At 67.6% G+C, this 14,917-nt stretch carries 11 protein-coding genes; 10 read left to right on the forward strand and 1 reads right to left on the reverse strand.

Annotation, left to right across the window (positions count from 1 at the left end):
• Positions 1 to 57 precede the first annotated feature (57 nt).
• Positions 58 to 1,107, reverse strand: coding sequence for an extradiol ring-cleavage dioxygenase (locus VKV26_20910; GenBank protein HLZ72372.1), 1,050 nt, complete (start codon positions 1,105 to 1,107; stop codon positions 58 to 60).
• Between the two features lie 376 nt (positions 1,108 to 1,483).
• Between VKV26_20910 and VKV26_20915 the strand changes: the two genes are divergently transcribed.
• The 10 genes from VKV26_20915 to VKV26_20960 all read left to right on the forward strand — a co-directional run bounded on the left by VKV26_20915 (position 1,484) and on the right by VKV26_20960 (position 14,694).
• The gene (locus VKV26_20915; protein ID HLZ72373.1) at positions 1,484 to 3,289 is read left to right on the forward strand and encodes an ABC transporter substrate-binding protein; all 1,806 of its coding nucleotides are present in this window, start codon (positions 1,484 to 1,486) and stop codon (positions 3,287 to 3,289) included.
• A 43-nt stretch (positions 3,290 to 3,332) separates the two neighbouring features.
• Positions 3,333 to 4,295, forward strand: a complete 963-nt coding sequence (locus VKV26_20920) for an ABC transporter permease (GenBank protein ID HLZ72374.1) — start codon at positions 3,333 to 3,335, stop codon at positions 4,293 to 4,295.
• A 4-nt stretch (positions 4,296 to 4,299) separates the two neighbouring features.
• A complete protein-coding gene (locus VKV26_20925) occupies positions 4,300 to 5,211 on the forward strand; it encodes an ABC transporter permease (GenBank protein HLZ72375.1) in 912 nt (303 codons plus the stop codon).
• Between the two features lie 130 nt (positions 5,212 to 5,341).
• Positions 5,342 to 7,081, forward strand: coding sequence for an ABC transporter substrate-binding protein (locus tag VKV26_20930; protein ID HLZ72376.1), 1,740 nt, complete (start codon positions 5,342 to 5,344; stop codon positions 7,079 to 7,081).
• 135 nt (positions 7,082 to 7,216) lie between these two features.
• A complete protein-coding gene (locus VKV26_20935; protein ID HLZ72377.1) occupies positions 7,217 to 8,353 on the forward strand; it encodes a cobalamin-independent methionine synthase II family protein in 1,137 nt (378 codons plus the stop codon).
• A 324-nt stretch (positions 8,354 to 8,677) separates the two neighbouring features.
• Positions 8,678 to 10,525: an ABC transporter substrate-binding protein gene (locus VKV26_20940; protein ID HLZ72378.1), complete on the forward strand. Its 1,848-nt coding sequence runs from the start codon at positions 8,678 to 8,680 to the stop codon at positions 10,523 to 10,525.
• 135 nt (positions 10,526 to 10,660) lie between these two features.
• The gene (locus tag VKV26_20945; GenBank protein ID HLZ72379.1) at positions 10,661 to 11,605 is read left to right on the forward strand and encodes an ABC transporter permease; all 945 of its coding nucleotides are present in this window, start codon (positions 10,661 to 10,663) and stop codon (positions 11,603 to 11,605) included.
• 135 nt (positions 11,606 to 11,740) lie between these two features.
• Positions 11,741 to 12,718, forward strand: coding sequence for an ABC transporter permease (locus VKV26_20950; protein HLZ72380.1), 978 nt, complete (start codon positions 11,741 to 11,743; stop codon positions 12,716 to 12,718).
• A 103-nt stretch (positions 12,719 to 12,821) separates the two neighbouring features.
• Positions 12,822 to 14,087: a Rieske 2Fe-2S domain-containing protein gene (locus VKV26_20955; GenBank protein HLZ72381.1), complete on the forward strand. Its 1,266-nt coding sequence runs from the start codon at positions 12,822 to 12,824 to the stop codon at positions 14,085 to 14,087.
• A 217-nt stretch (positions 14,088 to 14,304) separates the two neighbouring features.
• Positions 14,305 to 14,694, forward strand: a complete 390-nt coding sequence (locus VKV26_20960) for a Rid family hydrolase (GenBank protein ID HLZ72382.1) — start codon at positions 14,305 to 14,307, stop codon at positions 14,692 to 14,694.
• The last annotated feature ends 223 nt before the right edge of the window (positions 14,695 to 14,917 follow it).

Consider the following 14,917-nt stretch of genomic DNA (forward strand, 5'->3'; position numbering starts at 1 on the left):
GAGCGAGCCTCCTGCCGCCGCCGGCGCGCGGCCGGAAGCAGCATAGCAGGGCGCATTCTACGGCCGGAACACGGCGAAGACCTTGTTGGAGTTGAAGATCCAGCTCTGCACGAACTCGCAAACGTCCGGCTTGCGTCCCAGCGCGTCCATCGCGCCGGCCAGCATCGCCCAGTTCAGCATCTCCTGCTCGCCCGACTCGACGAAGCTGCTGAGCGGCGTCTGCCGCCAGACATCGTAATTGCCGCCGCTCAGCGCCTCGAACAGGCGGCGATCGGCGGGCGTGTCGGGGTGAAGCTGGTAGTTCTTGTCCACCAAAAAGGCGTGCGACCAACTGCTGGAGGCGACGAGCGCCGCCGTCCACGGGCTCTCGCGCATGGCGCGGGCCACGGCGGCGCCCACCTGCATGCAGCGCGACGGGCTGGGCGAAGGCGGATCGAGATCGCCCTCGCGCGCCGGGTCGGAGAGGGCGCGCCGGCCGCCGCGCTGGCTGATCACTTTGCTGCCGTAGCAGTTGACCTGGAAGGGCAGGACGGCGTAGGGGAAGCCTTTGCGGTCGTAGTCGAGGAAGAGCAGCGTGTTGGTGAAGGCGTGCGAGAGCGCGTCGTGCGCCGGCTGGTAGGCGTAGGCGGCGTCGATGTCTTGCTCCAGGAGCCGCCGCGTCAAATACTTGCCCGCCTCGCGGTTGCCCTTGTAGCGGAACTCCGTGTCCTGCGGCTCGCCCCAGGCGTTGGCGCCCTGGCGATGGGCGAAGGGCCGCGTCACGATCTCGTCGTAGGCCTCGACGCAGAAGGGCGGGATGATGTCCTCGCGGAAGTTTTCGTACTGGTCGTCGCCGAAGATGATCACCACGTCGGGCTGAAAGCGGTCCAGCTCCTCGCGCGCCCGACGGAAGTGGCTGACGATCGCGGCGCGGTGCTGCTTTGCCGAGGCGGCGCCGCCGTCGTCGCCGTACTCGGCCCGCATCTCCGGCGGCCAGTTGGCCGGGTCGCGATAACGTTCCGGCAGCCCCGGATCCTGCATGATCGTGCGCACGAGGCCCGCCAGGTTGGTGTCCACGCCCACCAGCCCCGGATAGTGGGTGGTGCCGATGCCCAGAATCTCGCCCATCGTTCACCTTCTCCGCGCGGCGCTGCACTGCCGCCGGTCGCAGCCGCGGCTGCGCCGCCTGCCGAGTCGCAGCCAGTCTGCGCTCGCCGGCGCCACGATACATCAGGCCGCGGCGCCAAACTCGCCTCTCTCTGGCTTGTGCGGCGTGCACAAGGCGCAGCAACGTGCGGCGCTTGTGTCGTCATGCCAACGCGCCGGCCGCCGATCCTGTGTTGAACCCCCAAAGACGGCCGCGCCCACGTCGGCTATACTCCCGCCCACCCGCACCGGCTTGCGCCGGACCGCGCGCCGTGGTCGCGTACGCGCCGGCAGCCGCGTGCTCAGAATTCCCGGAGAGATCGTCGAAGGCCGGAGCAGAGTTCGGGCGGAGGCAGCGATGAGCGAATACCAGCCTCTACGACAACCGGCGCGCCGCATCGGCCGCCGGCAGGCGCTGCGTGGCGGGGTCACGCTGGCCACGGGTACGGCCGGGGCGTTCCTGCTCGCCTGCAGCGGCAGCAACAATCACAAGGCCGGCACCGCCGCCACGCGGGCGGCCACAAGCGCAGGCGGCGCCGCCTCGCCGGCGAGCGGCACGCCCGGCGCCGTGGCCAGCGTGACGAGCGCCTCCGCCGAGGGCACGCCGAAGAAGGGCGGGACGTATATCATCGATGGCGGATCGGCCAGCACCGAACCGCCCGATCCGCACACCTCACTGTTCCGCTCCAACGCCTACTGGTCGTTCATCGGCGACAAGTTGATCGAGCAAGACCAGCAGACGATCGAGCCGTTGCGCGGCGCCCTGGTCGAAAGCTGGGAGACGCCGGACGCGGCGACGGTGATCCTGCATCCGCGCCAGGGCGTGACCTGGCACGAGGGCAAGGTCACCAACGGCCGCGCCTTCAACGCCAACGACATCGCCTTCAACCTGCAGCGCATCGCCGGCCTGCTCAATCCGGACCGCAAGGGGCAGTTCCAGCGCGCCGCCACGCTCACCGGCCTGAGCAAGGCCGACGTGGTGGACGAAAAGACGGCGAAGGTGACGCTGAGCAGCCCCAACGCCTTCTTCCTCAACGGCATCTCCGACTGGCGTAACTGGGCGGTGCCGCCGGAGCTGGTGCAGGCGGACCCGAACTTTTCCAACTACACCGGACTGTGCGGTACCGGCGCCTTCATCTGGGACACCTACGACCAGCTCACCGGCGAGGCGCACTTCAAGGCCAACCCCAAATACTGGCGCCAGGGGAAGCCGTACTTCGATGCAGCGCAGGTTCTCGCCTTCACCGACACGGCCTCGAACATTGCCGCCTTCATCGGCGGCAAGCTCAGCATCTCCTCCGGGCTCGGCATCGTCGCCTCACGGCGCAAGACCATCCTCCAGCAGAAGACGGATACGAAGCAGTACGTCTATCCGGGCATCAGCTGGTACTATCTGCGTTTCAACCAGAACGTGGCGCCGCTGGGCGACCAGCGCGTGCGACAGGCGATGTTTCTGGCGCTCGACTACAAGGGGCTCAACGACGGCGTGATCGAGCCCAACTACTGGAACTACTCCGGGCCGCTGCCGGCCGGCTTCCCCGGCACCTGGACCGCCGACCAGGTCGCGCAGCAGCCGGGCTGGAATCCGGCGACGAAGCAGCAGGATCTCGCCAACGCCAAGCAGATGATGACCGCCGCCGGCTTCGCCAACGGCAAAGGCGTCAACCTGGAGATCTACACGCTGCCGCTCACCGGCTCGACCGGCTACGCGCCGATCGTGCAGGACCAGTGGAGCAAGGCCTTCCCCGAGGCCAAGCTCACGATCCGCGAGGCGAAGGACAACGGTGAGTTCGCCGCGACGCTGGGCAAGGCCGACTATCAGATCGTCAACTACATCTCTTCGCCGCCGCCGAGTCCGATCCTGGAGGCGAGCCTGCATTATCACACCGGTGGCTCGCGCAACTACACGAAATGGACGGATCCGACCGTCGATTCGCTGATCGACAAGGCCTACACACAGGCAGACGCGACGGCGCGCAACCAGACGATCGATCAGTTGCAGCAGAAGCTGCGCGACCTGATGTGGATCATCCCCATGAACCAGCAGAAGGCGGTGATGCTGACGCTGCCCAACGTGCGCGGTGTGCAAACGTTCAACCCGGGTTACGGCACGGTCAGCAACTTCGACGCGGCGATCCTCTGTGCCGACTTCTGGTTCGCCTGAGCCGGTCCGTGGTGGCTGAGCGCGGCGGAAAGGCGGCGGGCGGGTGACGGGATACATCGTGCGGCGGCTGCTCGCCTTCGTGCCCACGCTGCTGCTGCTGGTGCTCGCGGTAGTGATCTTCGGTCGCCTGACACCCACCAGCGCCGTCGATATCATTCTCGGCGAGGACAAGGCCTCGCAGACCAGCCGCGCCCAGCTGGAAGCGCGCCTCGGCCTGGATCAGCCCCTGCCGATCACCTACCTGAATTACACCGGCGGGCTGCTGAAGGGGGATCTGGGCAAGTCGCTCTACAACGCGCGGCCGGTGACGCGGCTGATCAACGAGCGCATCGAAGTCACGCTGGTGATGACCGCCGGCGGCCTGCTGATCGGCTGGAGCGTCGGCACGCTGCTCGGCATCCTGGCGGCGGTCAATCAGAACGGCGTGCTGGACTGGGGGCTGCGCGGCATCGCCGTGGTGGGGCTGACGATCCCCAACTTCGCGCTCGGCACGGCCGTGGTGCTGCTGCCGGCGATCTACTTTCATCATCCGCCGCCGGTGACGTTCATCTCCTTCTCCAAAGACCCGATCGGGCATTTGAGCCAGTTCATCCTGCCCTGTGCGGTGCTCGGCGTCGGCGTGATCGGCGCCGTCACCCGCATCGTGCGCACGCAGATGCTGGAGGTGCTGCGGCAGGACTACATCCGCACGGCGCGGGCGAAGGGAATCTCGGCGCCGAGCGTGGTGGTGCGGCACGCGGTGCGCAACGGCATGATCCCGGTGGTCGTCGTGCTGGGCTTGCAGATCGCCGGGGTCATCTCCGGCTCGGTGCTGATCGAAAGCATCTTCGGTCTGCCGGGGATCGGCACGCTGGCGGTGAGCGCGATCAACACCAAGGACTGGCCGATCGTGCAGGGCATCACCGTGGTCGTCGGCCTCTGGACGATGCTGGTCAACCTGCTCGTGGACATCTCCTACGGCTTCATCGATCCGCGCATCAAAGTGTCGCAGAGCGGTGTGGGGTAGATCGATGCTGGGCGATGCCGGCGGACTGGGTGCGGCGTCCCTGCTGCGCGAGCGAGCGCCGCGGGAGCGCGGCCGCGTGCGCACGTTCACGGCCATCGTGCGTGCCAATCCGCTGGGCTCAGCCTGCGCCGTCGTGCTGGTGCTGATCTGCCTGGTCGCGCTCTTCGCCCCGCGGTTGTCGCCGTACCCGCCGACCTCCACGCACCTGACGGAGCAGTTGCAGTCGCCGAACAGCAGGCACCTGCTCGGCACCGACAACCTTGGCCGCGACCAGCTCAGCCGCATCATCTACGGGGCGCGCATCTCGATGACCGTCGGCCTGGTCAGCATGGTGGTCAGCGGCATCGCGGGCCTGCTGCTGGGCGTGACCGGCGGCTTTTTCGGCGGTCCCTGGGACTACGCGGTCGGCCGGGTGGTGGAGGTCGTGCAGGCGCTGCCGGGCATTATCCTGTTGCTGGCGCTGGTGGCGATTGCCGGCCGCAGCGTGCTCGCCATCGGTCTGGTGCTGGGCCTGTTCGCCGGGATCATCGGTTCGCGCATCCTGCGGGCCACGACGCTGACGGTCACGGCGCAGCCGTTCATCGACGTCGCCCGCTCGCTTGGGGCGGGCCCGCTGCGAATCATGGTGCGGCATATCCTGCCCAACCTGTTTCCGATCGCCATCGTGCTGGCCAGCATCAACGTGGGCATGGCGATCCTGGCCGAGGCGGGCTTGAGCTTCCTCGGCTACGGCGTGGCGCCGCCGGCGGCCTCCTGGGGCGGGCTGATCAGCATTCAGGGGCGCACCTACATGGTGCTGGCGCCCTGGCTGTTCTATGCGCCGGTGCTGGCGTTGATGATCGTGATCTTCTGTTGCAATATGCTGGGCGACTCGCTGCGCGACCGGCTCGATCCGCGGCTGCGCGGATCCGGCTAGCCCGCATAACCGCGGGACCGGGGCCGCTTGTTCGGGTAGAACATGGCGCCGAGGCAGGCGGATTTCACGGCGGGCCGCGGGTCAGATCAGGCAGAACGACGGCGACGAGCAGGATTCATCGGAGGCAGCGATGGAGCGGTATCAACCAGTGCTGGGAAGGCTGCGCCGGTACGGCCGCCGGCAGGTGTTGCGTGGCAGCGTGGGTGTGATGGCCGGCTCGGCCGGCGCCTGGCTGCTGGCCTGCAGCGGCAGCAACAACAATGCCAGGCAGCCGGCGCAGACCGCCACCACGGGCGGCGCTTCGCCTGCGCCGGCGGGCGCCGCGTCCGCCGCCGCGAGCGCCGCCGCCAAGGCGGCCACGGCCGCTCCCAAGCGCGGCGGGCGCCTGAAGCAGGCCTACGTCAACTCGACGCAGAGCCTCAATCCGGTGACGGACTCGGGGCAGCGCCTCAGCCTGGGCGCCATGCACGTCTGGGACCGGCTGATCTCCACGCGGCTGAACAAGGACACCGCGAAAGAGTACGTGCTGGAGGCGGCGCAGAGCGTGGAGCTGACCGATCCCACGACGGTGATCTTCAAGCTGAAGCCCGGCATGACCTACCACAACCGTGCCCCGGTCGACGGCCGCGCCGTGGAAGCCGACGACGTCGTGAAGAGCGAGATCTACGTGCGCGACGAGAAGCGGGCGGGCAACAACGCCTTTCAGACCGGCTCGATGGACAGCGTGACGGCGCCGGACACGCAGACCGTCGTCTTCAAGCTGAAAGGGCCGAACGCCTACCTTTTCTCCGGCACGCAGCTCGCCGATCCCGGAGCGCAGTGCATCTTCCCGCGCGAGCTGATCGGCAACCTCGACATGGCCTGGTCCGTCGGCAGCGGCCCGTACGAGATGGTGGACTACCAGATGAACGTGCACTATCTCTACCGGCGCTTTGCCGGCTATCACGAGGCGAGCAAGGGGCTGCCCTACATCGACGAACGCGAGTTTACGGTGATCACCGACTCGGCCGCGCAGGAAGCCGCGTTCCGCAGCGAGCAGATCCATCTCTGGCTGATTCCCGTCAACAACATGCTGGACCCGGTCAAGCGCGACCTGGGCAGCAAGATCGAGATCGACCAGTATCTCGGCCTCTCGATGCAGACGATCAATGCCAATGTCACGCGGCCGCCGTGGAACGACGCGCGCGTGCGCGAGGCGCTGTACCGCGTGGCGAACCGCCAGCAGTACCTGGACCTGATCCAGGGGGGCGAGGGCGTGGTGCCGCCGGGGCCGATGCCGGCGGGGCTGGCCGACTACCAGCTCGATCCGAAGGACACGCAGAAGTACTTCCAACAGGATCCAAAAGCGGCGAAGCAGTTGCTCGACGCCGCCGGCTTCGACTTCAACCACGAGATCGAGATCAGCACGATCGACACGCCGCAGAACGACCAGGGCTGCCAGATCCTGCAGCAGCAGCTTTCGCAGGCCGGCGTCAAATCGAAGGTCTTGCCCATGCCGCTGGCGGAGTGGCTGCAGGGCAAGATCGTGACCGGCAACTGGGACACGTTCGTCGCCTACTGGCCGGGCTACGACTCGCCGCAGGTGCCGCTGCGGCTGCAGGCGACCGAGACCCGGCACGTGCACAAGTACGCCGGGCTGAAAGACCCGGCGATCGACAAGCTGATCGACCAGTCGGAGATCACACTGGACAAGGACGCGCGCATCAAGCTGGTCAAGGACATCCAGATCGCCCTGCTGGAAAAGTACACGCCGATGATCTACACCCAGAACACCACGACCTATCAGCCTCGCTGGAAGTACGTGCGCGACTACGAGGTCACGCCCGCAACGATTCCGATGTACCGCGTCGAGATGTGGCTGAACCAGTAGGCCGGCGCGCTAAGACATGGTTGCAAAACCCGCTGGCGGGTGAATGGCGTGAGTATGCCCCGTGGGCCGGACGCGGGTTTTGCAACCATCTGTAAGGAGCGGCGCGGGCCGCGCAACCGGCAGGAGGACTCCAGCATGACGGCAGAGACGCGCACCGGTGTGGCGCGGGCGGAGATCGTGGGCAGCCTCTTGCGGCCCGACTATCTGAAGGCGGCGCGGCAGGCGGCGCGCGAGGGCAGGCTGGACGGGGCGCAGCTGCGCGAGGTCGAGGACCGCGCCGTGATCGAGGCGATCGCCTTGCAGGAGCGCCTCGGCCTCGACGTGATCAGCGACGGCGAGCTGCGCCGCGCCGGCTGGAACTCGCCGCTGCGCACCGTGCTCTCCGGCTTCAGCGCCATGCAGGGCGGATCGGGCTACAGCTGGCGCACCGGCGACGCCGAACACGCGCAGGTGCGCGACGACCGCGGCGGCTCGTGGCCCTTCGTCACTCAGCGCGTGAAGATGCAGAGCGACGCGGCACAGGCCGAGTATCCCTTTCTCAAGGCGCACGCGCACCGCCGCACCAAGTACACCTTCCCCGCGCCGAGCTATTACCGCACGCACTGGCACGAGCAGCACTCCAGCGCCGCCTACCCCACGGTGGAGGGGTTCCTCGCCGAGATCCGCGACTTCACGCGCCGGGTGGTGCGCGACGTGGCGGCGATGGGCTGCGACTACATTCAGCTCGATGCGCCGAACTACGGCCGCGCCTGCGACCCCGACTTCCAGGCGCTGATGCAGAGCCAGGGGCGCACGGGCGCGATCGCGGACCTGCAGTTCGACGGCGAACTCGACAACTCGGTCTTCGACGGCGTCGCGGGCATCACCCGCGCCATGCACATCTGCCGCGGCAACGGCGCCGGCGCTTGGAACGCGCAGGGCGGCTACGGCGCGATCGCCGCGCCACTCTTCCCGCTGCTGAGCAACGTCGACGTGCTGCTGCTGGAGTACGACACGCCGCGCGCCGGCGACTTCAGCCCGCTGCGCGAGCTGCTGCCGCGGCAGCGCGCGGTGCTCGGCCTGCTGACGACCAAAGAAGGCCACCTGGAGGACGCGGACACGGTCGCGGCGCGCATTCATGAGGCGCAGCAGTTCCTGCCGCTGGCGCGACTGGCCGTCAGCCCGCAGTGCGGCTTCGCTTCGGCGGAAGCGGGCAATCCGATCACCGCCGCCGAGCAGGAGGCGAAGCTGCGCCTCGTGGTGCAGACGGCGCGGCGGGTGTGGGGCGGGTGAAACCGGTTGGCCGGCGCAAGCGTATGGGGTGTTGAAGGCGGTTCGGAACCGTGAAAGTGCAGGGAATCTTGCGGGGCTCGGCCCGATCGACGCTGGATTAACCGTTCCGGCCACGGAACTCCCGACGCGCGATCGCCCCTCGCCCATCGTGCAACGAGTGGGAGCGGGGCGGAGGAGATGACGTGAGGGCCATCGAGGAGGAGGTGCGGCAGCAAGCGTGATTTGAGGATGTGGCGCCGCCGGCAAGCGCTGCCGCGCGGATGCGGCCATTGCGATCGGTGATTAGCGGCAGCGGGCAGCGGCCGTGTGAGGAGAGAGGGATCGATGAACGGTCAGGAAGAGAACTACTGGACCCGTTCGGCGCAGCGGCGCTACGGCCGTCGCACCTTCCTGCGCGGTGCCGCCTTTGCGGGAACAGGGCTCATGAGCGCCTGGGCGATCGCCTGCAGCTCGTCCAAGAACAATAAGTCGGCTAGCAACGCGGCCGGCGCGGCGCCGAGCAACGCGGCCGGCGCGGCGAGATCGGGCAGCCCGGCGCCGGCCGGGGCACAGACGGCGAATACGCCGACCTCGCTGAACGGCCTGATCAACCGCACGGGCAAGAACCCCGCCGGCCAGACGCCGGTGAAGGGCGGCACCTACGTCACCTCGATCTTCGCCAACCCGCCGACGCTGGACCCGCTGAAGACCAACTCCGCCAACACGATGGGCGCCGCGAGCGCCGTCTACAGCCGGCTCTACCGCTTCAAGTCGCCCTGGGATCTCGCCGCGGCGAACAACAAGGAGATCGAGCCGGACCTGGCGCTGAGCTTCGAGGCGCCGGACGCGCAAACCTGGACCTACAAGCTGCGTCCGGACGCGGCCTTCCACAACGTCGATCCGCTGAACGGCCGTGTCGTCGACTCGGAAGATGTAAAAGCGTCGTTCACGCGGGCGGTCGATCCGACGTCAGCCAACCACGGCTCGCTGTTGATGATCGACCCGACCAAGATCGAGACGCCGGACAAGACGACGGTCACCTTCAAGCTCAACTATCCCTACGCGCCCTTCTCCCGCACGATGGCCTCCTCGATCTTCGGTTGGGTGATGCCGCGCGAAGCGTCGAACGGCGGCTTCGACCCCACGAAGAAGATGATCGGCAGCGGCCCGTTCACGCTGGACAGCTACACGCCCGATGTCTCGATGATCTTCAAGCGCAACCCCAACTGGTTCGAGAAGGGCCGCCCCTACATCGACCAGGTGAAACAGGTGATCATTCCCGATCCGGCGCAGCGGCTGGCGCAGTTCTCGGCCGGCAACCTGGACAATGTGGGCGTGCTCCAGGACGACGTGCCGACGATGACCAAGCAGAACGCGAAGGCCGAGATCATCCAGAACATCGGCAACGGCAACGGCATCATGTTCTACCCGCTGGGCGACAAGAGCTCGATCTTCCAGGACATCCGCGTGCGCCAGGCGATCTCGCTGGCCGTGGACCGCAACGCCTACGGCAAGGTCTACTACGGCGATAAGTACATCCGCACCTTCCTGGTGACGCCGGACTTCGGCAAATGGGTGATCACCTGGGAGGAGATTCCGAAGGACGTGCAGCAGTGGTATGACGTGGACGTGAAGCGGGCGAAACAGTTGATGGACGCGGCCGGCGGCGCGAAGCTCTCGACCAAGTTCCTGATGCCGGTGGGCAGCCCGGCCGACCCGCTCTTGAAGAACCAGAGCGAGACGGTCAACAGCATGCTCAGCGCCCTGCCCTGGAAGATGACCTACGTGCCGATCGACTACATCAAGGACTGGCAGAACAGCGGCAAGGGCTACCTCTACGCTGGCGTGCCGGTCGATTCGATGGCCTGGTGGGGGCTGGCAATCCGCACGGACGTGGACGAGTATTTGTACGGCTTCTGGCACTCCAAGGGCAGCACCAACATCTCCCAGCTCAAGGATCCGAAGCTCGACGCGATGATCGACAAGGCGCGGACGCTGCTCAACGAAGACGATCGCCTCAAGGCATCGAAGGACGTGCAGCAGTACCTGATGGCCCAGGTCTACTGCCTCACGGCGATGGTGAACGGTGTGGGCTACACCTTCCTGCAGCCGCGCGTGGCGAACTTCACCGTGGCCGACGCGCTGTTCGGCCCCGGGCCGAACGTCTGGGGGAATCTCTGGCTCACCTCGTAGCACGGAGCCGGCCGCTGCGCGCCGCCAGCCGGCGGCGCGCACCGGCTGCGGGCGCGTAGACTGGCGGCAGGCCGTTCGTCCCTGGCGGTGTGCGGACGCCAGCGCGGAGCCGGCCCGGTCAACTGGGGACAGCGCATGGGAACGTACCTGACACAGCGTCTCTGCCTGATGCTGATCACCCTGCTCGGCGTCTCGCTGCTCGTCTTCGCCATCCTGCGCGTGATTCCGGGCGGCGTGGAGACGGCGATCCTCGGCGATACGGCTACGCCCGAGCAGTTCGCCGCCGTGCGCCACGAGCTTGGCCTCGACAAGCCGATCCTGGCGCAGTACGGTACCTGGCTCGGTAGCGTGCTGCACGGCGATCTCGGCACCTCGGTGGTGAGCAAGCGCTCGATCGGCTCCGACATGGCCGCGCGCATGCCGGTGACGCTGGAGCTGGGCGGGCTGGCGCTGCTGTTCTCGCTGGCGATCGCCGTGCCGGTCGGCGTGCTTTCCGCGGTGCGCCAGGACACGGTAAGCGACTACGCCGCACGATCGCTGGCGATCGCCGCGCTCTCGATCCCAAGCTTCTGGATCGGCACGCTGGTGATCACCTTCGGCGCCCGCTGGTTCGGCTACGCGCCGCCGCTCACTTACGTGAAGCCCTGGGACGATCTGTTTTCCAACCTGCAAACGATCGTGCCGCCTTCGTTCATCCTCGGGCTCGCGCTCTCGGGCACCGTGATGCGCCTGACGCGCGCCCAGATGCTGGAGGTGCTGCGGCAGGACTACATTCGCACCGCCTGGGCGAAGGGGCTGCGCGAACGCTCCGTCGTGCGCCGCCATGCGGTGCGCAACGCGGCGATCCCGATCATTACGCTGATCGGCCTACAGGTGCCGTTCCTCTTTGGCGGCACGGTGGTGCTGGAGCAGATCTTCAGTGTGCCGGGTACCGGCCGTTACCTGATCACGGCGGTGACCAACCGCGACTTCCAGGTGATTCAGGCCGTGGTGCTGCTGATCGCCTTCGTGGTGGTGCTTTCGAACCTGCTGGTGGATCTGACCTACTCGTTGCTCGACCCCCGCATCCGCTATGGATGAGGGCGTAGGGCGTAGGGCGTAGGGTGGAATACGCATGAGCGGATCGTGGGGGACGATCCGGCGCCCGGTGAGCCAGGCACAGGCTTCGGCAGAGCCGGTTCACTGGTAGCGCTGCCCAAACAGGAGCAGTTGCCCATGGCGAACACCGCACCGCTGCGCGAGGGTCTCGCCATCGCGCGCGAAGCGCACGACCAGACCGGCGTGGCCGCCTGGCCGGGGCAAGTCCTGCGCTTTGCCCGCCGCAAGCCGCTCGGCGCGGTGGGCGGGGTGCTGGTGCTGGCCCTCTTCATCGCCGGGCTGTTCGCCTCGCTGATCGCGCCCTACGGCTACGACGCGCGCGACTACACCTCGCTGCTCAGCGGCTTCTCGCCCGCGCACCTGCTCGGCACGGACGACGTCGGCCGCGATATGTTCAGCCGCATCATCTACGGGGCGCGCGTGAGCATGATCGTCGGCGTCTGCACGGTGACGCTCTCGACCACGCTGGCGACGGTGGTCGGTGTGATCGCGGGCTACTACGGCGGCGGCGTCGATCTGATCGTGCAGCGGCTCGTGGACGTCTGGATCGCCTTCCCGGCGATCCTGCTCTTGATCGTCTTCGCCGCCATGTTCGGCACGCCGACCAGCGACTTCAGCATCCCGTTCGGCGCCTTCACGTTGCGGCTCCAGCCCGCGGACCAGCGCATGTTCCAGATCATCCTGGCGATCGGGCTGATCCTGGCCGGCGGGTTCTCGCGCGTGGTGCGCAGCGCCGTGCTGGCGATGCGCACGAACCTGTACATGGAGGCGGCGCGCTCGCTGGGCATCGGCACGCCGCGCATGCTCGTTCGCTATGTGCTGCCCAACGTGCTGCCGACGATCGTGGTGATCGCGACGGTGCAGCTCGGCACCGTGATCCTGATCGAGTCGATCATCAGCTTCCTCGGCTTCGGCATTCCCCCGCCGATCCCCACCTGGGGGCAGATGCTGAGCGGCAACGCGGAGCGCTTCATCAATCGGGCGCCGCTGCTCGCGGTCTGGCCGGGAATCGCGATCTCGCTGGCCGTCTTCGGGTTTAACATGCTGGGCGATGCGCTGCGCGACGTGCTCGACCCGCGCCTGCGCGGCGGCTGAACCGGCGAGCGAAGGAACGAACCTCCCGCCGGCGCGCAGGACGGTTGCCGTTCACGAACGTCCCTGCCGGCGGACGGCAGAGGGGAAAGGCGAGGTGTAACGCATGCTTACGCAACAAGAGAACCGGCTGCTGACGGAAACCGGGCCGCAGACACCGATGGGCGGCCTGCTGCGCCGCTTCTGGCTGCCGGCGCTGCTCTCCAGCGAGTTGCCGCGGCCCGACAGCCCGCCCGTGCGCCTGACGCTGCTCTCCGAGGACCTGATCGCCTTCCGCGACAGCGAAGGGCGCGTCGGCGTGCTGGATCGCTACTGCCCGCACCGCGGCGCGAGCCTCTTCTGGGGCCGGAACGAGGAGTGCGGCCTGCGCTGCGTCTACCACGGCTGGAAGTTCGATGTGCAGGGCCACTGCATGGATATGCCCAACGAGCCGGCCGAGCACCGCTTCCGCGACAAGGTCCAGACCGTCGCCTACCCGACCGAGGAGCGCGGCGGCGTGGTCTGGGTCTACATGGGGCCGAAGGGCACCAGCGCCGTCTTCCCGGAGTTGGAGTGGACGCGCGTGCCCGCGAGCCATCGCATCGTCTCCAAGCGCATCCAGGAGTGTAACTACCTGCAGAACGTCGAGGGCGAGGTCGATTCGGCCCACGTCTCGTTCCTGCACAGTATGGTCGGTTCGGGCGGCGTCACGCCCGGAACCGGCGCCGTGGGCGGCAACTTTACCTTCGACCGCTCCCCGCACTTCAGCATCAAGACGACCGACTACGGCCTGATGATCACCGCGCGGCGCAACGCGTCCGAGGGTGGCTTCTACTGGCGGATCACGCCGTATATGATGCCGACCTATACGATCGTGCCCAACGACCCCGGTGCGCCGCAGACCTTCACCGCGGCCGTGCCGATCGACGACACGCATATGTACGGCTTTTCGGCAACGTGGCACCCGGACCGGGCGCTTACGGCAGAGGAGCTGAAGCGCAACGAGCTGGGCCTGGGCGCGCATGTGCGGCTGCTGCCCGGCGGCTTCGACACGCTGGCCAACAAAGCCAACGATTACCTGATCGACCGCGATTCGCAGCGCACGAAGACCTTCACCGGCATCTACGGCGTGCGCGAGCAGGACATGGCGGTGCAGTCCGACCAGTGGGGGCCGGTCACCAGGCGCTGGAAGGAACACCTGGGCACCACCGACCTGGCCGTAATCGCGATGCGGCGGCGGCTGCTGCGCGCGGTGAAGAACCTCCAGCAGGGCATCGCGCCGCCGGAGGCGAGCAACGGCGACGCCTATCGGGTGCGCTCGGTGGCGATCGTGCTGGGCCAGGACGTGGAGGTCGAGGAAGGCGTGCGCGAGGTGATGCGGGCGCGGGCCTAACCCCGCCGCGGGCCTATGCCTCCCTCGCGCGGGCGCTCGGATTTCCCTTCCCGACGCGGGAAGGGTGGGGGTCGAGGCGATCCGGCAGCCCTCTGATATCCCTTTCCTCGTAGGAAAGGGACAGCCTTCGTAGGATAGGGACAGCCTTCGCCTGCGAAGGCAGGGATAGGCGAACGCGGCGGGCCGTACTGGGCCTGCCGGCACGAGGAGAAGGCGCATGGCGAAGCGGCGGCAGTCCATTGACCTCGAAGGGATCGGTCACTCGAACCCGATCCCCTTCGCTTCGAAGGTCGGCAACATCGTGCGCACCGGCGGCATCTTCGGCATGGACCCGGCCACGCACGCGATGCCGCCCGAGCCGGAGCGGCAGGCGGCACTGATCTTCCAGCACGTGCGCGCGGTGATGCAGAAGGCCGGCGGCTCGCCGGACGACATCGTTGCGATGACCTTCTGGGTCAAAGACATCCAGTACCGCGAGTTCATCAACGCCGAGTGGGTGAAGATGTTCCCGGACGCCGAAAGCCGGCCCTCGCGCCACACGATGACGCAGGCGCTGGGCGGCGCCTCGCTGATCCAGTGCGAGTTCATGGCGGTGTTGGCGGAGTAGAGCCCCATCTCAAACCGAAGCCTGCCTGCTATGACCATCGGAGTACTCAGAGACTGGGGGATCACTCGCAGTCACATCACCACGCCAGCCACCCCAGCGGGGGTGACAGGGGGCGTGTCCCCTACGCCCAGCGGAGCTGGCCGGCGAAGGGCGGAAGCCCGACGGTGCAAGCACCGCGGCCACCGGCCGCGCCAGATTTGGGGGTGACAGGGGGTTCGCCCCG

The organism is Dehalococcoidia bacterium, from assembly GCA_035310145.1.
GTDB lineage: Bacteria > Chloroflexota > Dehalococcoidia > CAUJGQ01 > CAUJGQ01 > CALFMN01.

Excerpts from the sequence above, each read along its gene's own strand:
- VKV26_20910 (HLZ72372.1), bottom strand. The coding sequence starts at position 1,107 with ATGGGCGAGATTCTGGGCATCGGCACCACCCACTATCCGGGGCTGGTG.
- VKV26_20935 (HLZ72377.1), top strand. The coding sequence starts at position 7,217 with ATGACGGCAGAGACGCGCACCGGTGTGGCGCGGGCGGAGATCGTGGGC.
- VKV26_20940 (HLZ72378.1), top strand. The coding sequence starts at position 8,678 with ATGAACGGTCAGGAAGAGAACTACTGGACCCGTTCGGCGCAGCGGCGC.
- VKV26_20950 (HLZ72380.1), top strand. The coding sequence starts at position 11,741 with ATGGCGAACACCGCACCGCTGCGCGAGGGTCTCGCCATCGCGCGCGAA.
- VKV26_20925 (HLZ72375.1), top strand. The coding sequence starts at position 4,300 with ATGCTGGGCGATGCCGGCGGACTGGGTGCGGCGTCCCTGCTGCGCGAG.
- VKV26_20960 (HLZ72382.1), top strand. The coding sequence starts at position 14,305 with ATGGCGAAGCGGCGGCAGTCCATTGACCTCGAAGGGATCGGTCACTCG.
- VKV26_20955 (HLZ72381.1), top strand. The coding sequence starts at position 12,822 with ATGCTTACGCAACAAGAGAACCGGCTGCTGACGGAAACCGGGCCGCAG.
- VKV26_20945 (HLZ72379.1), top strand. The coding sequence starts at position 10,661 with ATGGGAACGTACCTGACACAGCGTCTCTGCCTGATGCTGATCACCCTG.
- VKV26_20930 (HLZ72376.1), top strand. The coding sequence starts at position 5,342 with ATGGAGCGGTATCAACCAGTGCTGGGAAGGCTGCGCCGGTACGGCCGC.
- VKV26_20915 (HLZ72373.1), top strand. The coding sequence starts at position 1,484 with ATGAGCGAATACCAGCCTCTACGACAACCGGCGCGCCGCATCGGCCGC.